Origin of the sequence: Paenarthrobacter ilicis (assembly GCF_016907545.1) — a bacterium.
GTDB lineage: Bacteria > Actinomycetota > Actinomycetes > Actinomycetales > Micrococcaceae > Arthrobacter > Arthrobacter ilicis.
The window spans coordinates 2645659-2667431 of the sequence record NZ_JAFBCD010000001.1 but is presented as its reverse complement, the minus strand read 5'-3'; the positions used below and the strand labels follow the sequence as shown (position 1 = coordinate 2667431).

At 62.8% G+C, this 21773-nt stretch carries 13 protein-coding genes and 2 tRNA genes; 11 read left to right on the top strand and 4 right to left on the bottom strand.

Annotated elements, in window-relative coordinates; all coding sequences use genetic code 11:
* Positions 1 to 951: a substrate-binding periplasmic protein gene (locus JOE60_RS12115; protein ID WP_167263238.1), complete on the bottom strand. Its 951-nt coding sequence runs from the start codon at positions 949 to 951 to the stop codon at positions 1 to 3.
* A gap of 315 nt (positions 952 to 1266) precedes the next feature.
* A complete protein-coding gene (locus JOE60_RS12110; protein WP_167263237.1) occupies positions 1267 to 1977 on the bottom strand; it encodes a 3'-5' exonuclease in 711 nt (236 codons plus the stop codon).
* 65 nt (positions 1978 to 2042) lie between these two features.
* On the opposite strand from JOE60_RS12110, the gene JOE60_RS12105 reads away from it, so the two are divergent.
* Genes JOE60_RS12105 through JOE60_RS12095 form a run of 3 tightly spaced genes read left to right on the top strand, consistent with a single transcriptional unit; the run spans position 2043 to position 9243 of the window.
* Entirely contained in the window at positions 2043 to 2459 is a 417-nt protein-coding gene (locus JOE60_RS12105) for an MGMT family protein (protein ID WP_167263235.1), read from the top strand.
* A complete protein-coding gene (locus tag JOE60_RS12100) occupies positions 2456 to 5761 on the top strand; it encodes a PD-(D/E)XK nuclease family protein (RefSeq protein ID WP_167263233.1) in 3306 nt (1101 codons plus the stop codon). The genes JOE60_RS12105 and JOE60_RS12100 overlap by 4 nt, the downstream gene beginning before the upstream one ends.
* Positions 5758 to 9243 (top strand): ATP-dependent helicase, encoded by a 3486-nt coding sequence (locus JOE60_RS12095; protein ID WP_167263231.1) that lies wholly within the window; start codon positions 5758 to 5760, stop codon positions 9241 to 9243. Before JOE60_RS12100 ends, JOE60_RS12095 begins: the two co-directional genes overlap by 4 nt.
* A 59-nt stretch (positions 9244 to 9302) precedes the next feature.
* Here JOE60_RS12095 and JOE60_RS12090 read toward each other — a convergent pair whose 3' ends face one another.
* Positions 9303 to 10451 (bottom strand): phosphotransferase, encoded by a 1149-nt coding sequence (locus JOE60_RS12090; protein ID WP_167263229.1) that lies wholly within the window; start codon positions 10449 to 10451, stop codon positions 9303 to 9305.
* A gap of 194 nt (positions 10452 to 10645) precedes the next feature.
* On the opposite strand from JOE60_RS12090, the gene nudC reads away from it, so the two are divergent.
* The 3 genes from nudC to JOE60_RS12075 are packed head-to-tail and all read left to right on the top strand — an operon-like array spanning position 10646 to position 14366.
* The gene (nudC, locus tag JOE60_RS12085; protein WP_167263227.1) at positions 10646 to 11623 is read left to right on the top strand and encodes an NAD(+) diphosphatase; all 978 of its coding nucleotides are present in this window, start codon (positions 10646 to 10648) and stop codon (positions 11621 to 11623) included.
* The gene (locus JOE60_RS12080; RefSeq protein ID WP_167263225.1) at positions 11620 to 13752 is read left to right on the top strand and encodes a UvrD-helicase domain-containing protein; all 2133 of its coding nucleotides are present in this window, start codon (positions 11620 to 11622) and stop codon (positions 13750 to 13752) included. Before nudC ends, JOE60_RS12080 begins: the two co-directional genes overlap by 4 nt.
* Positions 13752 to 14366, top strand: a complete 615-nt coding sequence (locus JOE60_RS12075; RefSeq protein WP_167263223.1) for a M48 metallopeptidase family protein — start codon at positions 13752 to 13754, stop codon at positions 14364 to 14366. The genes JOE60_RS12080 and JOE60_RS12075 overlap by 1 nt, the downstream gene beginning before the upstream one ends.
* An 84-nt stretch (positions 14367 to 14450) precedes the next feature.
* Here the strand turns inward: JOE60_RS12075 and JOE60_RS12070 are convergent, their stop codons facing one another.
* Positions 14451 to 15878 carry a zinc-dependent metalloprotease gene (locus tag JOE60_RS12070; protein ID WP_167263221.1) on the bottom strand — a complete coding sequence of 476 codons (1428 nt, stop codon included), beginning with the start codon at positions 15876 to 15878 and terminating at the stop codon, positions 14451 to 14453.
* Positions 15879 to 16089: 211 nt separating this feature from the next.
* On the opposite strand from JOE60_RS12070, the gene JOE60_RS12065 reads away from it, so the two are divergent.
* The 5 genes from JOE60_RS12065 to JOE60_RS12045 all read left to right on the top strand — a co-directional run bounded on the left by JOE60_RS12065 (position 16090) and on the right by JOE60_RS12045 (position 21706).
* Positions 16090 to 17226, top strand: coding sequence for a YlbL family protein (locus JOE60_RS12065; protein ID WP_167263219.1), 1137 nt, complete (start codon positions 16090 to 16092; stop codon positions 17224 to 17226).
* 126 nt (positions 17227 to 17352) lie between these two features.
* Positions 17353 to 20355 (top strand): UPF0182 family membrane protein, encoded by a 3003-nt coding sequence (locus JOE60_RS12060; RefSeq protein ID WP_167263217.1) that lies wholly within the window; start codon positions 17353 to 17355, stop codon positions 20353 to 20355.
* A 132-nt stretch (positions 20356 to 20487) separates the two neighbouring features.
* Positions 20488 to 20561 (top strand) — tRNA-Met (locus JOE60_RS12055).
* Positions 20562 to 20718: 157 nt separating this feature from the next.
* Positions 20719 to 20792 (top strand) — tRNA-Met (locus JOE60_RS12050).
* 101 nt (positions 20793 to 20893) lie between these two features.
* Positions 20894 to 21706 carry a GntR family transcriptional regulator gene (locus JOE60_RS12045; RefSeq protein ID WP_167263215.1) on the top strand — a complete coding sequence of 271 codons (813 nt, stop codon included), beginning with the start codon at positions 20894 to 20896 and terminating at the stop codon, positions 21704 to 21706.
* Positions 21707 to 21773: the final 67 nt, after the last annotated feature.

The window sequence follows — 21773 nt, the reverse complement described above, 5'->3', positions numbered from 1 at the left end:
CTACTTGGCGGGAATCTGGACGGCCTTGCTGCCCGGCTTCCAGCCCTGGGGGGTCTGCTCAGCGGCAGTGGGACGGTCCTTGTACCACTCGGAGGTGAGCTTGGCCCACGTGCCGTCGGCAATGACTGCATCCAAACCGGAGTTCAGTGCGTCGATCAGGGGCTGGTTGTCCTTGTTCACGGCGTAAGCGGTGAAGTTCTGGGTGTTCACAACCTTCTCGGCGATCTTGGTGTTGTCGCCTTCCTTGACCTGGCCTTCGGCCTGCTGGGAAGGGGCGACCCAAGCGTCGATCTGGCCGTTCTTCACGTTGCCGTAGACCGTGTTGTAGTCAGGGAAACGGACCGGTTCGATCTTGAGCGTATTGGTCATGTAATCGTCCTGGACGGTGCCCTGGACAACGCCAATGCGCATGCCTTCCTTGATGTCGGCGAAGCCGGTCACCTTGGAATCGTTCTTGGTCACCACGGCCATGTAGCCGAAGTCGTAACCGTTGGTGAACCCAACAGTCTTGCGGCGTGCGTCGGTGGTGGAGATCGAGGAGGATCCGACGTCGAACTGCTTGTTGCCTACCTGCGAAAGGAGGGCGGAGAAGTCGGTGGAAGCGAATTCGACCTTGAGGCCCAGCTTGTCACCGATGGCGCGAAGGAGCTCATTGTCGTAGCCGGTGAACTTGCCGGAGGAATCGATGAAGATGTTGGGCGGGGCATCCGAGAGGGTGCCAACACGCAAGGTGCCGTCAGTGATGAGGCCCAGCTTTGACTTGTCGATCTTTTCAAGCGGCGTCACCTCGGCGGTGGTGTAGGTGTCGAGGCTCTTCTGGTCACTGCCGGCGAGGGCATCGGTGGGAGAACCGCTGGGGGTGGAAGATCCACCGCCGCATGCTGCCAGGGAGATCACCAGGGCTGCGGCCACGGGGGCGACAGACAGCCACTTGGGGGCTTTGAATTTCATGAAGAAATCACTTTCATCGGGACACGGAGATGTACTGCGGTGCGCGGGGAAACGGGCAGCAAAAGCACAGGTTGGCTGCCCTGGCAGACTTCAACCCGCCAAACTTAATTATGTCACCCGCGGCTATGGGGCGGCGCAATGGAAGAAGTGACCGCTAAATCCTACTTACGCCGAATATCTGAATCATCAGAGTGCTCTGGCGGTTATTGCGGTTCCGGCAAAAGGCCATCCTGCGGAATCCTGCTCCATGCCATGCGGCGCGTCGAAAGTGGGGCCGAACTGTGACTTGCGTCGCAAAGCACCCCGGGTGGAGGGTCAGAAACCGCCGCGACTGGCGTCAACCGGCGGAAGCACCGGCCACTCGCCTTCAATCACGGCAGTTGGTTTGCTGCGGCGCAGGTACTGCTGGAAATCGGCGGCCTGCGACGCGGCCCAATCAACCTGGAGTTCATGGAGGGTTGACGCCGGCATCTGCAGCTTGGGGAACTTGCCGGCCATGGCGTCCAGTACCCTCAAGGTTGCCAGGGCATCCGCAGCTGACGTGTGGGCGTTGTTGAGGTCGACCCCGTATTCCTCGCAGAGGGCGGTCAGGGTTCGTTTGCCCTTCCGGTACCGGTCAACCTGCTTGTTCATGATGTAGGGGTCCAATACGGGGAAGCGCGTCAGTTGGGGGACCCCGTAGCGGGCGGATTCCGCCGCAAGGACCGTGAAATCGTAACTGGCGTTGAAGGCAATAACCGGAGTGCCGTCGTCGAAAAGTCCCTGAAGAACTGCGGCTACCTCGCGGGTGACCTCTGCGGCGGGCCGTCCTTCCGCCCGTGCCTTTTCGGTGGTCACGCCGTGGACCTCGCTGGCTTCGGCCGGAATCTCCACGCCCGGATCCGCCAGCCATTCGTGCTCCGCAACGAGCTCACCCTGGGAATCCACCACCGTGATGGAGGCGGTGACTATGCGCGCTGAGCGGGAGTTTTTTCCAGTGGTCTCGAGATCGAATGCGGCGCGGGAGAGGGTGTTCCAGGAACTCATGACTTCAAGCTACCGGCTGGCGCCGACAGTATTGGGCAGGACACTCCTGCCGTTACCCTGAACACATGCGGATGGAGTATGTGACGGCGGTGTTGGCCGTTGTGGACCTCGTTCCGCCGGGATCGGCGGTGTCTTACGGTGACGTTGCCGAGCTCCTGGGAGCCGGCGGGCCCCGGCAGATCGGAGCCGTCATGAGCCATTACGGCAGCGCCGTGTCCTGGTGGCGCGTCCTGCGGGCCAGCGGGGAAGCCCCGCAGGGGCATGGACTGGAGGCCCTTCGCCACTACCTGGCCGAGTCCACTCCTCTTCACGGCGACCACCAAGGCTTCATGCGGACCGGGGAGGGCCGTTGGCGGGTGGACCTGGCTGCCGCCCGATGGGCTCCCACCGAAGCGGATTTCGAGCAACTTGATGTGATCTCGGACCAGTTGGAGCGTCAACTCCATATTTTGTCAGTGCCCGATGATGAAATGACTGTGTGACCGCAACTCCTGCCACCCCGTCAGCCCTCCGGCTCCTGCCGCCCCGCGAAACCGACTACGCGGCACCTGTTTTGTCACCGGATCAGCTCGGCGTCGTGTCCTTGCGGCAGGGCAGTGGGCCTGTGCTCATTCCAGGTGGTCCGGGCACAGGTAAGTCCACTGTGCTTGTTGAGTCAGCGGTCCGGCGGGTGCAGGAGGACGGCCTCAGCCCGGACAACATCCTCATTCTCGCTCCCGGACGTCACGCGGCAGCCGCATTGAGGGACACCTTCACAGGGCGGCTGGACCGCAGCCTCAGTACGACGCCGGCCCGCACCTGGTCCTCTTATGCTTTCGATGTCATCCGGCGTGCCAAGGCTGAAGGAATCCTTCCCTTGCAACGGCCCCCGAAACTTCTTTCCGGTCCTGAACAGGACCTCATTATCAAGGAGTTGCTGGAGGGCCACGAGCGCCCCGGCTTCCACCTGCCATGGCCGGAGGACCTTTCAGCCGCGCTGCCTACCCGAGGCTTCCGGCATGAGATCCGTCAGCTCTTTGACCGCATCATTGAATCGGGGCGGACGGCGGAGGACCTGGTGGGCCTTGCCTATGAGTGTGGTCGGCCGGATTGGATGGCGGCGGCGGAACTGTACAGCGAGTACCGGGACGTTCTGGACCTGCGCATGCCCGAGGCCTTCGATCCCGCAGGCATCATCACCACTGCGCGGCAGATCTTCCAGGACTCGCCCGCCTTCCTGGCCGCTGAACGGCAGCGGTTGCAGCTTGTCCTGGTGGATGACGCCCAGGAGTCCAATCCGGCGATTTTCGAACTCCTGGCTGATATCGGCGAGTCAAAGGATGTCCTGGTGACGTTCTCCCCGGACACCGTGGTGCAGGGTTTCCGGGGCGCCAGGCCGGATCTCGTTGCGGAACTGCCCCTGTTGCTCGGAGGCGCCACGCGGGCCGTCCTGGAGCGTCCGTTGTCAGTGACGCATCGGCATAGGCCCTTGGTGGCCGAGGCCTGGGCGCGGGTGGCTGCGCGCATCTCCCAACGATCCGGTGGCCAGTTGGCACGGCAGATGGACCAGCCCGGGACGAGTAACCACGCACTGGATAGCGGACGCGTTGAAGGGCACGTGCTGCCCTCGGCAGTCCACGAACTGAGGTATGTGGCGCAACGCATTCTAGAAGCGCAGCTGCGTGAGGGAAGGGATTTCAGCGACATCGCCGTGATTGTCCGCAACGGTGGACAGATCTCACAACTACAGCGCTACCTCAGTGGCCAGGGAATTCCTGTCCGCGTTCCCGTGGCCGATTCGGCCGTTCGGGACGAGGTTGCTGTTCGTCCGCTCCTGGAGGCCTTCGCGGTTGTCCTTGACCCGGCCAGGTTGACGCCTGAAACCGCGGTGTCGCTGCTGACGTCCCGCATTGGCGGCGCGAGTGCCATTGAACTTCGTCGATTGCGGCAGTCGCTGCGGCGGGAGGAGCTGCTGGGCGGGGGCGGCCGTTCCAGCGACGCGCTGCTGGTGGAAGCCCTGCTGCAACCCGGCGCCCTGGCTACCCTGGGTATCGAGGGGGCCTCCGCACGCCGCCTGGCCCGGATGTTTGCCGCGGGCAGTGATGCTGCCGCGCAGCCGGGTGCCAATGCCGAATCGGTCCTGTGGGCCTTGTGGCAAGCCACCGGTTTGTCCTCGCGGTGGGCCGAAGCAGCTCTGCAAGGCGGCAGCGCCGGAGCGCGGGCCGATCGCGACCTCGATGCCATGATGGCCCTGTTCCACACGGCTGAACGGTACGTGGATCAGTTGCCGGGATCGGGTCCTGAACAGTTCCTCGAGTACCTGCTCAACCAGGAGCTGCCCATGGACACCCTGGCCGCCCGGGCCCAGCTCGAGGCCTGCGTGGAGCTCATGACTCCGGCCAGTGCCGCGGGCCGCGAATGGCCGGTGGTGGTAGTGGCTGGACTCCAGGAAGGGGTATGGCCCAACACGCGCTTGCGTGGAGAACTCCTGGGCAGCACCGTCTATGCAGATGCCGTGGAGCACGGGGTGGACTACGCCCTTACCCGTGGGCCGCTCAGCAGGTTGCGTGATATCCGCTATGACGAGCTCAGGAGTTTTTCCACGGCAGTCTCCCGTGCCCGGGAGGTCCTGATCTGCACGGCTGTTTCCTCGGAGGACGAGCAGCCTTCGGCGTTCCTGGATTACGTGGCGCCCCTGCCCGAGGGCGAGTACCAGCGCCCCTACACTCCGGTTGACCGGCCCATGACGCTGCGGGCGTTGGTGGCGGAACTCCGGCAGCATGTGCAGGCAGAAGACCCGTCGCATACTGTGGCCCTTGAAGCAGCCCGGATCCTGGCAAAGCTGGCCACGGAGGAACATGCCGTTCCCGGTGCTGACCCTGACGCGTGGTGGGGGCTGGCACCGTTGAGCTCCCAAGCGGCAGTGGTTCCCCCTGATGGAACCGTCTTTGTGTCCCCGTCCAAGGTCGAGGCCGTGCACAAATCACCCTTGGACTGGTTCGTGCAGGCAGCCGGCGGTGAGGCTGCCACGGACTTCGCCCGCAGCCTTGGCACGTTGGTCCACAGTATTGCCCAGGACTTGCCCGAGGCCTCGGGTGCCGAGTACGTGGCTGAACTTGTCCGCCGGTGGCCAACCCTGGGCATGAAGGACACGTGGGAAGGCCGGCTGGATTACCAGCGGGCTGAACTCATGGTCCGGAAGTTGGCCCAGTACGTGCTGATCATGCGCAGCGAGGGCAGATCCCTGATTGCAGTGGAGCACGACTTTGAGGTTCCGCTCCCGGACGTCACCGTCGAGGACGCTGGACAGGACCAAACCGGGCAAGGCGACCCCCGTCATGCGGTGCTTCGAGGCCAGGTGGATCGTCTGGAGATCGACTCCGAAGGCCGGCTGGTCGTCGTCGACCTGAAGACCGGCAAGAGGCAACCCGGCAAGGCCGAAGTCTCACGGCATCCGCAGCTGGGGTCCTACCAGGTTGCTGTGGCCAAGGGGGGATTCGCCGGGGTAGCCGGAGACACCCTGGTGGAGGGTTCGGGAGATGGGGCTCCGGCTGGCCGACACCCGGGTGGTGCGGTACTGGCTCAGCTGGGAACCAAAGCCAAAAGTCCTTCAATTCAGCAGCAGGATCCGATCGATGAGTCGGATAACTGGGCAGAGGACCTGGTCAATGAAGCTGCCGGGCTGATGGCAGCGGGTACTTTTGAAGCGCGGCACGATCCCGGCAAAGGCGGACATGGCGGCCACGGTTGCCGTCTGCCGGATGTTTGCCCGTTGTGTGCCAGAGGAAAGCAGGTCACCGAATGACAACCGAGCTCCTTGATGGATTGGCCGCAGGGACACCTGATGGCGGGGGCGTACCCGCTCCCCGGTTTACCCCCTCCCAACTCGCCGACATCCTTGGCGAGAAGAACCATCCCACCAGTGAGCAAGCAGCCATCATTTCATCGCCGCTCACCCCACGGCTGGTGATCGCAGGTGCCGGGTCCGGGAAAACGGCCACCATGGCAGACAGGGTAGTTTGGCTTGTCGCCAATGGGTGGGCGCGACCTGAAGAAATCCTGGGCGTCACCTTCACCCGGAAAGCCGCGGGGGAGTTGGCCAGCAGGATCAGGACCAAGTTAGCCGCGCTGCAGCGCATTGCCTCTGCTGATGACGGGAGCTACGGTTTCCCACCCGGACTCCTCGGAGCCGACGACCTCGAGCCGAAGGTCTCCACGTACCATTCTTATGCCAGCAGCATCGTGTCCGATTATGGGCTGCGCCTGGGCATTGAACGCGACGTCGTATTGCTCGGTACTGCCCAGTCCTGGCAGTTGGCCAGTGAGATCGTGGAAGCTTACGACGGCGAGTACGAGCATTTCACGGCTGCCAAGTCCACGCTGGTCAATGCCGTCATTCAACTGGCAGGGGAGTGCGCGGAACATCTTCAGGACCCCGCCGAAGTCCGCGATTGGGTGCTGGAGCAAGTGCAACGGTTCGTGGAACTTCCTTACGTTGCCGGAGCCAGGAAGAATCCAACCCAGGCTGCCGGGGAGCTTGCCTCCATGCTCCGCACCCGTGCCAGTGTGGCTGACATGGTGGTGCGATACCAGGATGCCAAGCGCCAGCGAGGGGTTCTGGACTTCGGGGACCTCGTGGCGTTGGCCGCCAAGATCGCCCGCGAGATCCCCTTGGCGGCTGCCACCGAGCGCGCCCGTTACAAGGTGGTTCTTCTCGATGAGTTCCAGGACACCTCGCACGCGCAGCTGGTCCTGTTCTCACGTTTGTTCGGTCAGGGGCATGCCGTCACAGCCGTGGGTGACCCCAATCAATCCATTTACGGTTTCCGGGGAGCCTCAGCCGGCCAGTTGTTCCATTTTGTCCAGGAGTTTCCTGTTCGCGGCCCGGTCCAGGACGGCAACCAAGCGAGCTACTCCGTAGCGCCAACGTCCTATCTGACAACCGCGTGGCGCAATGGGCGCCATATCCTCGAAGCCGCCAACACCATAGCCGCACCGTTGAACAAAGCAGCGGCAGCTGAGGGTCCGGCCGGCGCGCGGGACACCGCCGGCAGCGTGTCTGTTCCAGCGTTGGTGCCCAGCCCCGCGGCTGTGGACGGCAGCGTGGTCATCGGCCGCTTTGCCACAGACGAGGACGAAGCCGCCGTGATCGGCCGCGACATCGGGCGCTACCAGCGGACAGTCTTCGAGGAAGAAGCTGATGGAACACCGGTGCCTCCCACCATGGCAGTTCTGTGCCGGAGGCGGGCACAGATGGAGTGCCTTCGCAGGGAGTTCGAGCACCAGGGAATTCCCTACGAAATTGTCGGACTGGGGGGTTTGCTGGATACTCCTGAAATTGTGGACCTGGTAGCAACACTGCGGGTCCTTGCCGATCCCGGACGATCCGATGCCTTGATGCGTTTGCTGGCCGGTGCCAGATGGCGCATTGGGACGGCCGACCTGATGGCGTTCAACGATTGGTCCCGTTTCCTTGCCCGCCGCCGCTCAAACCTGGATGCTGCGGGGTCAGCCGACGACGACGAAGAGGCTTCGGACGTGGTGGTGGAAAGCGACATCACCGATGCCGCCAGCCTGGTGGAGGCACTCGATCGCCTGCCGCGGCCCGGGTGGACATCCGGGCATGGCAGGAGCCTCAGCGACGCAGGCATGGAGCGGCTGTCCACGCTGGCATCGGAACTCCGTGGCCTGAGGAGTTTCCTGGGGGACGATCTCACCACGTTGCTGGGTGAGGTGGAGCGCGCCATGCTTTTGGATATTGAAGTCGCCGCCAAGCCGGGTATCAGCATCCACCAGGCCCGCCGGAATCTCGACGCCTTCCAGGACGCTGCGGCAGGGTTCCTCCAGACGTCCCAGCGCATTGACCTTCTGGCGTTTCTTTCCTGGCTTGAAGCGGCTGCTTCCGAGGAAGGAGGACTGGACATTGCTCCGGTGGAGACCAACCGGGAGGCCGTCCAGTTATTGACTGTCCACGCTTCCAAGGGCCTGGAATGGGATGTTGTTTTTGTTCCCGGCCTCAACGCGGGTTCGTTCCCCAGCACCAGGGACTCACGGTGGAGCAGTGGCTCGGCTGCCTTGCCGTGGCCTTTGCGCGGTGATCGTCGTGATCTTCCGCAGTGGGACCTGGACCAGCCGGACCAGAAGGGCTGGCTCGACGCCGAAAAGGAGTTCAAGTCCGAGGTCCAGCACCACGGTGAGGCCGAAGAGCGGAGGCTGGCTTACGTTGCCTATACCAGGGCGAAGTTCGTCTTGTGGGCTTCCAGTGCGGCGTGGAACGGTTCACGCTCAGGAATGGCGGAAATGTCGGGTTTCCTCTCGGAACTGGCCCCTCTCACAGCCCAGCCGGCCGCGCGGGCAGCGATCCACCGGGAGTCTGTGGCCGAAGAGGCTCTTCCCCAGGAAAGCCCGTTGACGGCCATCCTCGAAGTGGCCCGGTTCCCCTATGATCCGCTGGAGGGCCCCATCGATCCCCGCACCGGATCCCGTCTCCGGCTGGCTCCGGGGCGCAGGCAATCGATGGATCAAGCAGCCGCCGCCGTGCGGTCCTTCATGGCGGTTCCCGATCAATTGCAGCGACCGGAGGGTTTGTCCGGCGCGCCGGAACGGTGGTGGCATGAGGCGGAGCTGCTGTTGGATCGCCGGAAGCTGCGTGCCTCATCCCACGATGTCCACTTGCCCAGCCACATCTCGGCTTCCCTGTTCGTGGACCTGGGAACGGATCCGCATGCCGTCGTCACTCAACTGAGAAGGCCGGTTCCCAGGGAGCCCGGCATGTCCGCCAGGAAAGGAACTGCCTTCCACGCCTGGGTTGAAGAATACTTCGCTACAACGGGAGTGCTTGACCTGGATGAAGCCCCTGGCTCCGACTCCCACATTGACCAGGCCTACGGGCTGGACCAGATGGTGGAAGCTTTCAAAAACTCGGAGTGGGCGGATCGCGCACCGGCGTTTGTGGAAGTACCCGTTGAGACCCGAATCGGTGACGTCGTTGTCCGCGGACGCATCGATGCCGTGTTCCGTGACGCTGACGGCCATTGGCAGCTCATTGACTGGAAGACGGGCCGCCGGCCATCAGGGCGCCAGCTGGCGTCACGGGCAGTGCAGCTTGCTGTCTACAGGTTGGCATGGGCACGCTTGAAAAACGTGCCTTTGGAAGATGTCAGTGCCGCGTTCTACTACGTGGCGGAGGACGCCCTGGTACGCCCGCATGATTTGGGTAGTGCTGAGGATCTGGAACGGATTGTTACCTCCGCACTGTCGGGACAGGCCTTGCCGGCCCAGCCTTAGCCGGCCCAGCCTTAGCCGGCACAGCCTTAACCTGCCCGGCCCTGGAAGGCTTGGCCCGGTCAGGGCTTGCTGGCAGGCAGGGGAGTGATATCCACAACGCTGATGGCTGCCGTGGAGGTGTCTTCAGGGCCTTTTTTGTCTTCGGCACCGTTGTTTGCAGCGGGCGAAGGACGCTCAGCGGGAATGGGGGTGACGCTCACTGCGGATTGCTTTTGGTGGTGGAGCTCTTGTTCCGCGGCTTCGGCTTCGGCTTCGGCCTCTGCTTCAGCGGCGCGTGCCTCCTGCTCCCGCCGTGTTTGTTCCTCAATGTCATCTGCCAGCGTCCTGAGCATCGACTCGGCTTCGGCCGTCATGTCCTGATGCCCGGCCGCCATGGCCTTGACCAGGTACTGGGCCAGGGCAAACTCCGCCAACAACGCGGCACGGCGCAGGAGGTGGCTGTCCGGTGTTTCGCGCCGGGCCTGGGTGTATTCGCTGAGAACTGCTTCCACAAACGAGGCTTCATTGGAGGCCACCAGCCAGGCAAAATCATCTGCGGGATCGCCAATACGGAGATCGGTCCATCCCGTGAGTGCAGTAACGGTGTCTTCGTGCACCATCAGGTTGTCTTCGTGGAGATCGCCATGAACAACAGAGGTGTTGAAGCGCCAGAGGGCAACATCTTCAAGGGCATGTTCCCACCTGCGGAGCAGGGAGGCCGGAATTTTTCCGGTGGTTGCCGCTTGGTCAAGTTCATTCAGCTTGCGCTGGCGGAACTCGTTGGCCGAGTAGCTTGGCAGGTCGGCATTGATGACAAGGCTCAAGGGAAGGTCATGGACGGCGGCCAGGGCAACTCCGACCTCGCGGGCCAGTGCAGGGCTGCCGGCCGACAGTTCGTCGATGGAGAGGACTGATCCCTGCAGATGCGCGTAAACAAACGTGGTGAGGTCTCCCTGACGGACCGTGCCGGCGATTGTCGGCACATGGAACGGCAACTCCGCGCGGATCGCGGGAGCAAAGGCCCTCAGAACCATGAATTCGGTTTCCAACCGGGTGCTCGCCTCCGGGTGGCGCGGCGAACGGACCCGCCAGCGTTTGCCTTCGGCGTCAAGTAGCAGCGCCGAGTCGAAATCAGCATCATCGTCGGGGGAGTATGCGGTAGCCGTCGGCGCCAGTCCAGGCACCGCCGCAGTAGCTATGGCGGCCAGTTCCAGCGGTGTTTTTCTCACGTGTCCAACGGTAGATTGCCGATGGCCTGTGGCGGCGAAGCCGTGCGGCGAGTCTCCAGATCCGCGCTAAAACAGGTGTACGCCGGGCTGTCAACCGACCGGCTGCCCGATGTCCGACCCATGTCTCCGCGAGGCGTCCACAGCCGGGGGCTCCCCAAATGTCAATTGTCGGTGGGAGTCAGTACGGTAGATACATGAGTTATACGGAGTCCCAGGCACTGGCCAACCACCTCACGGAAACGGTTCTTCCCGTCCGGCCGGCAGTGGTTGACCGGGGCTCCGGCGAGCGTATGAAACCCGGCATGGTTGACGGGCTCATCGCCTCCGGTTCTGCCCGTGCCATGGTGATATCCCGGCGTCAGGCGCTGGTTACGGCCCACGGGCTCTGGCTCGGTGATGCTTTGCAGCTCCGGGAGGCTCTCGGAGCTGACGCCACGGCCATCTACCTGGGCACCACTTTGGGCGAGTCCTCCATCCCTGCCGGTACGCCAGTGGTTCTGTTTACTGTTGAAGAACCCCCGCAGCCGGGCACTTCATCTGTTCCTGCACATGCTGAATGGGCCGGTTTCCGTGAGGTGGCTGCCCGTCTGGACGCCACGGACACTGCACTTTTTGTCGAGGCAAGCGCCATCGCGAATTGGCACGCAAACCATACCCACTGCCCCAAGTGCGGGGCACCCACCGATATTGAAGCCGGGGGATGGGTCAGGCGCTGCCCCAAGGACCAGTCTGAGCACTACCCCCGCACGGATCCTGCCATCATCGTCACTGTTGTAGGTCCCGATGACCGCCTCCTGTTGGGCGGCGGGGGACCGGTTGATGCCAAGAACTATTCAACGCTGGCGGGGTTCGTCGAGCCCGGAGAGTCACTGGAACAGGCCGTGGTCCGCGAGATCGGGGAAGAAGTGGGTGTCCGCGTGACGGCCTGCCAGTACCTGGGCTCGCAGTCGTGGCCGTTTCCGGCATCGCTGATGCTCGGTTTTACCGCCACAACGGACGACGCCGTCGCCCGGCCCGACGGCGTTGAGGTCACCCGGGCCCGGTGGTTCAGCCGCGAAGAACTGCAGGCAGCGGTCCTCAACGGCGAGATCACCATTTCTTCCCGCCTGTCCATTGCCCGTTCCCTGATCGAACATTGGTACGGCGGCGTCATCGAAGACCTCCAGCCGTGACAGCAGGGCTTTTTGATACCGGGGCTTCGCTGGAAGAGCGGATTCTGGGGGGCCTGGATGATGAGCAACGCGAAGTAGCCAGCACGTTGACAGGACCAATGTGCGTCCTCGCCGGTGCAGGTACCGGTAAAACCCGGGCCATTACCCATCGGATTGCCTACGGAGTGCATTCGGGGGTTTACAGTCCCCAAAGGCTCCTCGCCGTCACCTTCACTTCGCGTGCCGCCGCGGAGATGCGCAGCCGGCTCAGGGACCTCGGGGTTGCCAGTGTGCAGGCCCGGACTTTCCACGCGGCCGCGCTGAGGCAACTTCAGTTCTTCTGGCCACAAGCAATCGGTGGAACCCTGCCCAGCCTGCTGGACCACAAAGCAAACATGATCGCGGAAGCGTCGCGACGCCTGCGTCTGAGCACCGACCGCGCTTCCATCCGTGACCTGGCCGCAGAAATTGAGTGGGCCAAAGTCTCCATGCTGACGCCCGCCAACTACCTGGAGAACGCGCAGGGCCGTGGAACTCCCGGTGGATTCGACCTGACTGCAGTGTCCAGGGTATTCCAGGCGTATGAGGACCTGAAGACGGATCGGAACGTCATCGACTTCGAGGACGTTCTCCTAATCACCGTGGGCATCCTGCAGGAGGATCCCAAGGTGGCCGCCACTGTCCGCGAGCAGTACCGGCACTTCGTGGTGGATGAGTACCAGGACGTATCACCGCTGCAGCAAAGGCTTCTGGAGTTGTGGCTTGGAGGCCGGGACGAGCTCTGCGTGGTGGGAGACGCCAGCCAGACCATCTACTCCTTTACGGGGGCATCTCCCAAGCACCTTCTGGAGTTCAAGGCCCGTTACCCCGGGGCTTCGGTGGTCAAGCTCATCCGTGACTACCGCTCCACGCCGCAGGTAGTAAAGCTGGCCAATGATCTGCTGGGCTCACGACGCAGCGGAGGCCCCGCTGCGGATGCTGCGTGGGCTCCTCCGCTGAAACTGGTGGCCCAACGGCCGGGGGGTTCCGAGCCGAAGTTCATGGAATGCCCGGACGATGACGCGGAAGCTGCCGTGGTTGCGGGCCGGATCCGTGAGTTGCTCGGTTCCGGAGTCAAGGCCAGTGAAATCGCCATCCTGTTCAGGACCAACGGTCAGTCCAGTGCCTATGAACAAGCCTTGGCTTCCGCGGGGATCGGCTACCAGCTCAGGGGCGGAGAACGCTTTTTTGCCCGGAAGGAAGTCCGGGACGCCATTCTCCAACTGCGAGCTGCCACCAGGGCGGTTGCCGAGGGACCCCAGGAATCGCTGGGCCAGATTGTCCGCGACATCGTGTCCTCCCTTGGTTACACGGACGCACCCCCGCACAACGGCGGTGCCCTCCGTGAGCGCTGGGAATCCCTGGCTGCCTTGGTGGCCTTGGCCGATGAACTTGCCGTCAGCCGCGGGGAGCAGTTCACTTTGGCGGAGTTTGTCAACGAACTCCAGGAGCGCTCAGTGGCCCAGCACGCCCCCACAGTCCAAGGCGTGACACTGGCGTCACTGCACTCCGCGAAGGGCCTTGAGTGGGACGCGGTGTTCCTTGTGGGGTTGAGTGAAGGCCTGATGCCCATCTCCTTCGCTGATACCCCTGAAGATGTGGATGAGGAACGCCGGCTGCTGTACGTCGGCATCACCCGCGCGCGTGAGTACTTGACGATGTCCTGGTCCACCGCACGCACCCCCGGCGGCCGTGCCAACCGGAAACCGTCGCGTTTCCTTGATGGACTCCGCCCGGATTCCGTCGCGTCTGCCAATGCGAGGAGCAAATCGGGTCCGGTTCGTCGCAAGGCGGCGGCACCGGCGTCGTGCAGGGTGTGCGGCAGCATGCTGGCCAGCGGCGCGGAGCGAAAGATTGGACGCTGCAACCAGTGCCCGCCGACGTATGAGGAACAGACCTTCGACTCATTGCGGCAATGGCGCAGGGATGAAGCGCAGAGCGCCGATGTGCCGGCGTATGTGGTCTTCACGGATGCGACGCTCACCGCCATCGCCGAAGCACGGCCGTCCTCCCTGGAGGAACTGGCTGCACTGGCCGGCGTCGGCCCTTCCAAGCTGGAACGCTACGGGGAAGCCGTACTGGCGGTCTTGGCTGAAAGCACGGATCTTTGATGGGACGGCCTTCTTCCACCACGGCAGACTCCCCGTCCCTGACCGAGGATGGCTCCCCCGTAGTGGTCCGTAGGTCCACGCGGCGGCGAAGAACGGTGTCGGCGTTCTGGGAAGACGGAAAAGCCGTGGTCGCGATCCCTGCCACCTTTACCGTGGCACAGGAACGCGAATGGGTGGGACGCATGCTCTCCAAGCTCAAAAAGCAGGGTGAGCGCCAGGCAGGCGGGAAAAGGCGCCGGCCTGCTTCGGACGAAGAACTGTCCCGCCACGCTGCCCATCTTTCACGCACCTACCTGGGTGGCCGATCCCGTCCAACATCTGTTCGTTGGGTCGGCAACCAGAACTCGCGGTGGGGTTCGGCGACTCCTGCGGATGGCAGCATCCGCTTGTCAACCAAGCTTCAACCCATGCCCCAGTGGGTCATCGATTATGTGCTGGTCCATGAACTTGCGCACTTGTTGGTGGCCGGGCACAACGCAGCGTTCTGGGAGCTCGTGGAGGCTTATCCCGAGACCCAGCGCGCCAAGGCATTCCTGGAGGGCGTGGCATTTGCCACCTCCCGTGGACTTCCCCCGGGCACCAACGGGGACGATCCGGACGATGTGCTGGAGTAACCTGCCGATACAGAACTTCACAGCAGCGGCAGCCTCCCATGGGAGACTGCCGCTGCTGTTTGCTTAACTGTTGGTGGGGCTGGACTACTTGTCCGACGGCGGGGCGGTGGTGCCCGGGTCGGTATCCGTCCCGTCCGGATCGGAACCGCCCGCGTCGTTGCCGGGCTCGTCGTATCCGCCGCTCAGCAACTTCTGAAGCGCATCGTCAACTTCGCTGTCGCTGGCTTCAGCGAGCCTCCGGCGCTCGGAGAAGCCCTTCGGATCATCGAGGTCTTCGCCGGTGGGGAGCAGGTCAGGGTGATGCCAGATTGCATCCCGGCCCTCAATGCCGCGTTCTTCCTTGAGTGTTGCCCACAGTGTGGCCGCCTCGCGCAACCGACGGGGACGCAGTTCCAGGCCCACCAACGACGAGAAAGCATGTTCCGCGGGTCCGCCAGTGGCCCGACGGCGACGCACTGTTTCACGCAGGGCGGTGGCGGACGGCAGGACGTTGGCCGTAGCCTCGGCAGTCAGTTCGTCAACCCAGCCTTCAACGAGGGCCAAGGCGGTCTCAAGCTTCTCCAGTGCTGCGGTCTGAACCGGTGTGCGCTCAGGGGTGAAGACGCCCTGGGACAAGGCTTCCTGTATTCCCTCCGGATTGCTGGGGTCCAGATCCCTGGCGAGGTCCTCGATGCGTGACATGTCGATGTGGATACCGCGCGCGTAGGCCTCTATGGCGCCGAGCAGGTGGCCCCGCAGCCAGGGAACCTGGACAAAGAGCCGGGCGTGGGCGGCCTCGCGGACGGCGAGGAAGAGCCGAACATCGCTTTCCGGGAGGCTGAGGCCTTCGCCGAATTTGGCCACATTGGCCGGCAGGAGCGCCATCTCAAGGTCTGCCAGCGGAACGCCGATGTCAGTTGAGCTGACTACCTCGGCGGACAAAGCGCCAATGGCCTGCCCCAGTTGCATTCCGAAGATCGCGCCGCCCATGTTCTGGAGCATGGAGGACGCGCCGCCCATCATCGCTTTCATTTCCTCGGGCATCTGTTCCGTGAGGGCACTGGAAAGAGCGTTGGCGATGCTGTTGGCCACGGGTTCCGTGAGTCGCTTCCACGTGCCCAGGGTGGCTTCCACCCACTCGGCGCGTGACCATGCACGGCCAATCAGGCCCGTTGCGGAGAGGTCGGTGACAGGGTCCAACCAGAGCTCTGCCAGGCGCAGGGCTTCATCCACGTCCCTGGACTGCTGGGGTCCGACGGACGGATCAGTGCCGGCGGCTGCCACGCGCCGGGCGTTGTCATGGGCCAGCTGCCAGTTAACCGGCCCCTCGGAGGTGGAGCTCATCATGGCCTGGACCTGCGCGAACATCTGCTGGAGGAGCTGGGGGTCATTGGGCAGGCCCGCTGCCTTGGCCAGTTCGGCTGGATCAACGTTGCCCATGCCTTGGCCGCCCATCAGGTTCTGCAACATTTCTGCCAGCGGATCCTTGGGGTTCTCGTCATCATTGGACGGATTATTGGGGTTTGAAGTCATGGTGCCGCCGATCGTCGAACTGGCTGGTGATCCCTTTCACCGTACCCCGCAGCAGGAACACTGTCTGCCCGGACCGGGCATCGTTCGCTGTAGGCAAAGCAGTCTCCCCGGGCCCGGACCACGTAGTCTTGGTGTTTGTATCCGCCACAGTTGCCATAGGTGGCCGGAGCCGAATAACCGGACAAGCAATCGCCGGCATAGAGAGGTCTCAATGCTTAATTCGCCCAGCCCAGAGGGCTCATTGGACCCCCGTCCACGCCATGACGCCGACGGACCCGTGGAAACGCCGCCGGCAGCACGCGATACCCGGTTCATGCTGATGGTCGTTTCAGGGCTGGTGGCACTGGGCCTTGGAATCGGGGCGGCAGCGCTGCCGGTGCCCTACGTCATCGAGTCGCCGGGTCCCACATTCAACACTCTGGGAAAAGACGGCGGCAAGCCCGTCATCACCATCACGGGCCGGGATTCCTTCCCGGCCAGTGGCAACCTGGACCTCACCACCGTAGTGATGGCAGGCGGCCCCAAGACCCCGGCCACCATCTTCGACATCTTCCGCGCCTGGTTGGATCCCTCCAAAGCCGTGTACCCCGAGGAACTTATCTACCCCAAGGGAACCACTGCCGAGCAGACGGTCAAGCAAGGGGAGGTGGCCATGGAGACTTCCCAGGAAAACGCTGTTGCCGCTGCACTGCGGGAACTCGACATCCCCTTCGAACAGCGCCTCACCGTTGCAGGCCTGTCAGAGCCGTCGCCATCGCAGGGAAAGATCCAGGAGGGCGATCGCCTCGTATCCATCAACGGCAAGGCCATGACGTCCATGAGCGTGATCCAGGCTGAACTTGTCGCAGCGGCGGGTGCCCCCGCCGCCGTCGTGGTTGACCGTAAGGGTTCCTCGGTCACTGAAACCATTACACCCACAAAGAACGACGCCGGACGGTACGTTTTGGGGGTGCTGCTGGCCAGTGATTTCACGTTCCCGTTCGACGTCCGCATCTCGCTCGACAACGTGGGTGGGCCGAGCGCAGGCATGATGTTTGCGCTGGGCATCGTGGACAGCCTGACGCCGGGGGACCTCACCGGAGGCAAACATGTAGCCGGCACCGGCACCATCACTGCCGACGGCGCAGTGGGCCCCATTGGCGGAATTGCCCAGAAGATGATCGGAGCCAGGGGACAGGGCGCCACCATGTTCCTGGCGCCGGCGGCCAACTGTTCCGATGTTGTGGGACATGTTCCGGACGGATTGCAGGTGGTCAAAGTGGAAACCCTGGCCGATGCCACCTCTGCTGTTGAAAAGCTCGCGTCAGGTGGCGACACGTCTGGCCTTCCCACCTGCACAAACAACTAGACTGGCGGAGGAACTTAGCTTCACCGCCACTCGTGGCATATATGACGGCCTCCGCCATATCCCAGCGGCAGAGAAAGTCCATTACGCGCATACCGACTGTTCACTGAAACCAATGAGGTACCGAGCTTGTCCCGTCCCGCCAGCACCAACCCGCCCGGAAGATCACCCCTGAGACGAGGTGCCCTGACGCCAACGCTCATTGTCGTGGCAGTGGTCGTCGTCGGGTTCATTTTCTTCGCCAATGTCTGGACAGACGTGCTCTGGTACCAGCAGCTAGGATTCTTCGAAGTTTATCTCCGCGAAAACCTTGCCAGGATCATCACGTTCCTCATCGGTTTCGCCATGATGTTTGCAGCGGTCTTCTTCGCCATCCGGATTGCTTACAGGTCCCGTCCTGTCTATGCCCCGGACGCTGAGGCCCGTGACAACCTGAACCGCTACCAGGCCCAACTCGAGCCTGTCCGCCGCGTTGTGATGATCGGACTCCCCGTCTTGTTCGGTCTGTTCGCCGGTAGTGCGGCCGCCAGCCAGTGGCAGAAGGCCTTGCTCTTCTTCAATCAGGAACCGTTTGGACAGACAGATCCTCTGTTCAACCTGGACATCAGCTTCTACCTGATGTCGCTGCCGTTCCTGGGGTTCGTCACCGGGTTCCTGATCAGCATTGCCGTTGTGGCCGGGGTCGCCGGAATCCTCACGCACTACCTCTACGGCAGCATCAGGCTCCTGGAGCGCGGCATCTTCACCAGCCGCGCCGCCCAGATCCACATCGCCGTCACTGGTGCCATTTTCCTGGTGCTGCTTGGCATCAACTTCTGGCTGGACAGGTACACAACGGTCCAAAGCAACTCCGGCCGCTGGGCCGGTGCGCTCTACACGGACGTCAACGCAGTGATTCCCACCAAGGCCATTCTGGCGGTGGCCGCGGCATTGGTTGCGATTCTCTTCATCATTGCCGCAGTGATCGGGCGCTGGCGCTTGCCGGTCATCGGAACCGCGATGCTGGTCATCACGGCGATCCTGGCCGGAGGCGTTTACCCCTGGGTGATCCAGCAGTTCCAGGTCCGCCCGTCTGAGAACACCTTGGAAAAGGAGTTCATTGACCGGAACATCAAGATGACGCGGGCGGCGTACGGCCTGGACAAGATCGATGTCTCGGCTTACAACGCCACCACCACCGCTACCACTGGTGCCTTGGCTGCCGATGCCCAGACGACGGCAAACATCCGCCTCTTGGACCCGAACCTTATCTCGTCGGCCTTTGCCCAGCTTGAGCAGTTCCGGCCGTATTACCAGTTCCCGCAGACCCTGAACGTCGACCGCTATGTTGTGGACGGCAAGGTCCAGGACACGGTGATTGCAGTCCGCGAACTCAACCCGGACGGCCTGAGCGCCAACCAGCAGACGTGGGTCAACAGGCACATTGTCTACACCCACGGCTACGGCGTTGTGGCAGCAAAGGGCAACAAGTTCACTGCCGATGGAAAGCCGGAATTCCTGCAGTCCGGAATTCCTTCGAACGGCGTTCTGGGCAACGACACCACGTATGAGCCCCGGATCTACTTCGGCGAAAACTCCCCGGAGTACTCGATCGTGGGAGCACCGGACGGTGCGCCGAACCGCGAACAGGACCGCCCCGCCGGTCGTGAAGGTGGCGGCGAAACACAGTACACCTTCAATGGCAACGGTGGGCCCAACGTCGGGAACTGGCTGAACCGTCTCCTCTACTCCATCAAGTTCCAATCGTCGGACCTATTGCTGTCCGATGGCGTGAATGCCGAGTCGCAGATTCTGTATGAGCGCAACCCCCGCGAACGTGTGGAGAAGCTGGCCCCGTACCTGACTGTTGACGGCAATGCCTACCCGGCCGTTGTTGACGGTCGCGTGAAGTGGATCGTGGATGGCTACACCACCAGCCAGTACTTCCCGTATTCGCAGCCGCAGCAGTTGCAGAATGCCACCGCGGATTCCCAGACCAGTGCGGGCCGTACCGTCGCATTGCCGAACAGTTCCGTGAACTACATCCGCAACTCGGTCAAGGCGACAGTGGATGCCTATGACGGTTCGGTGAGCCTCTACGCCTGGGACGATCAGGATCCCATCCTGAAAGCCTGGCAGAAGGTCTTCCCCACGGTCATTAAGCCGTACTCGGAGATGTCCGGCGATTTGATGAGCCACGTCCGTTACCCGGAAGACCTGTTCAAGGTGCAGCGTGAACTGCTGGGCCGGTACCACGTGACGGATCCGGACAGCTTCTACCAGAACAACGATGCGTGGAGCGTTCCCAACGATCCCACGGTCTCGGAGGCCGTCAAGCAGCCCCCGTTCTACATGTCGCTCCAGATGCCTGACCAGGACAAGCCGGCGTTCCAGCTGACCTCGTCCTTCATCCCGCAAACCGTCAACGGCAGCGCAAGGAACATCCTCTACGGATTCCTGGCAGCTGATTCCGATGCCGGCAACGTCAAGGGCGTCAAAGCGGACAGTTACGGACAGCTGAGACTCCTGCAGTTGCCCACGGACACGCAGGTTCCTGGTCCGGGACAGGCCCAGAACAAGTTCAACTCCGATCCCACGGTGTCGCAGGCGCTTAACCTTCTGCGACAAGGCGCTTCGGATGTGCTGAACGGCAACCTGCTCACGCTCCCTGTGGGCGGCGGCTTGCTCTATGTGCAGCCCGTCTACCTGAAGTCCACCGGTGAGACGTCCTACCCCACGTTGCAGCGTGTGCTGGTGGCTTTCGGTGACAAGATCGGGTTTGCACCAACGCTGGATGAGGCATTGAACCAGTTGTTCGGTGGAGACTCCGGCGCTGCAGCCGGCGATGTTGCCAACAACGGCCAGACACCCACTGCGCCGCCGGGCACCACCACCCCGCCGACGGGCCCGACCGACGCCAAGGCTGACCTCAAGGCAGCACTGGACGAGGCCAACAAGGCGATCCAGGATGGTCAGGCCGCCTTGGCCAAGGGCGACTTCGCAGGGTACGGCACCCAGCAGACCAAGTTGTCAGACGCCTTGAAGAAGGCACTGGACGCGGAGAACCGCTTGGGTGGCACTCCTGACGCAAGTGCGACGCCGTCAGCTTCTCCGAGCGCGACGCCGTCACCTTCGCCCTCGCCGAGTAAGTGACAAACAGCAGTAGATAGAAGGCCGGCATTCGTTCCCAGGGGAGCGGATGCCGGCCTTTTCCTTTGGCGAGATGCACATCACGTCGTCTCGATTTGGTCTGCCATTCACCGGACGGTAATGTTGTTCTTGCGACGCGGGGTGGAGCAGTTCGGTAGCTCGCTGGGCTCATAACCCAGAGGTCACAGGTTCAAATCCTGTCCCCGCAACTGGAGAAAAGATCCGGACCAGATTACTGGTCCGGATCTTTTGTTTAAGCGTCTTCGGCACCTCGATGAGGCGCTCCGATGGAATCGTGATCTGCGGCACGTTGGGCCCCATATGGTCATTGCGTCCCCGGTGGGTGGGGTAGAGTAGTTCTTGCGACGCGGGGTGGAGCAGTTCGGTAGCTCGCTGGGCTCATAACCCAGAGGTCACAGGTTCAAATCCTGTCCCCGCAACTGGAGAAAAGATCCGGACCAGATTACTGGTCCGGATCTTTTGTTTAAGGTGCCCGTGGTGCGTCCGGTGCTAGCATCGGTTCCGAATTGCAGGGTGCGGGATGAAAGGGAAGGCCTCCTTGGTCAATGACGACTATGTGCAGGGCAACGGTAGCCGTATTTTGCAGCGGGACAGCCCGGTGGCGGTCTATCAGCAGGTGGCAGACGTCCTGACTGAACAGATCAGCCGGTTGGATCCCGGAGCACGCATCCCCACGGAAGAGTCCCTGATGGACGATTTCGGGATCAGTCGGACCACCGTCCGCAAGGCCATCGAGAAGCTGGTGGTGAAGGGCCTGTTGGTGCGAAGGCAAGGCAAGGGAACCTTCGTGATGGCCCAGCGACCCGTGAAGATGCTCAACCGGCTTGCACCCTTCATGGAGACGTTCACCGCAGCCGGCATGAAGACGGTCAAGGGCCTCATTGAGTACAAGTGGATGGAGAAGGATGGCTCCGTTCCGTCCAAGCTGGTCTCGGATGACAACCTCGTGCTGGTGATCCGGAGGTCCTACTCAAGTGCCGGATGGCCCTACGCCATAGCGGAAATCTTTATTCCTTCACACATAGGCCGCCACATAAGCCTGGCGGATGCTGAGCGGAACTCCATCTACCAGGTCATCCAGGACAGGACCCTGAAGCCGCTGCACCGGGCGGAAATCACCGTGACCATGCATGCACCGCCGGATCATCTTGCGGATGCCCTGAATGTCCGGGGCTTTGCCATGGTGCCACGGCTGGAGCGGACCACCCTGGGACCCCATGGGGAGGTGCTGGAATGCACCGTGACGTACTTCCACCCCAAAGGTTTCGAGATCCGTGCTGAGGTAGCCACCGATGCCAGTCCCGGAAGGACTTCACCGCCGGAGACGGGTTAGCTTCCGGGTGGTTAAACGCCAGGGGCCGGACCCTGGAGAGGATCCGGCCCTTGGAGGGACTCTGTGC

Excerpts from the sequence above, each read along its gene's own strand:
- JOE60_RS12115 (WP_167263238.1), bottom strand. The coding sequence starts at position 951 with ATGAAATTCAAAGCCCCCAAGTGGCTGTCTGTCGCCCCCGTGGCCGCA.
- JOE60_RS12095 (WP_167263231.1), top strand. The coding sequence starts at position 5,758 with ATGACAACCGAGCTCCTTGATGGATTGGCCGCAGGGACACCTGATGGC.
- JOE60_RS12045 (WP_167263215.1), top strand. The coding sequence starts at position 20,894 with ATGAAAGGGAAGGCCTCCTTGGTCAATGACGACTATGTGCAGGGCAAC.
- JOE60_RS12075 (WP_167263223.1), top strand. The coding sequence starts at position 13,752 with ATGGGACGGCCTTCTTCCACCACGGCAGACTCCCCGTCCCTGACCGAG.
- JOE60_RS12065 (WP_167263219.1), top strand. The coding sequence starts at position 16,090 with ATGCTTAATTCGCCCAGCCCAGAGGGCTCATTGGACCCCCGTCCACGC.
- JOE60_RS12105 (WP_167263235.1), top strand. The coding sequence starts at position 2,043 with ATGCGGATGGAGTATGTGACGGCGGTGTTGGCCGTTGTGGACCTCGTT.
- nudC (WP_167263227.1), top strand. The coding sequence starts at position 10,646 with ATGAGTTATACGGAGTCCCAGGCACTGGCCAACCACCTCACGGAAACG.
- JOE60_RS12070 (WP_167263221.1), bottom strand. The coding sequence starts at position 15,878 with ATGACTTCAAACCCCAATAATCCGTCCAATGATGACGAGAACCCCAAG.
- JOE60_RS12110 (WP_167263237.1), bottom strand. The coding sequence starts at position 1,977 with ATGAGTTCCTGGAACACCCTCTCCCGCGCCGCATTCGATCTCGAGACC.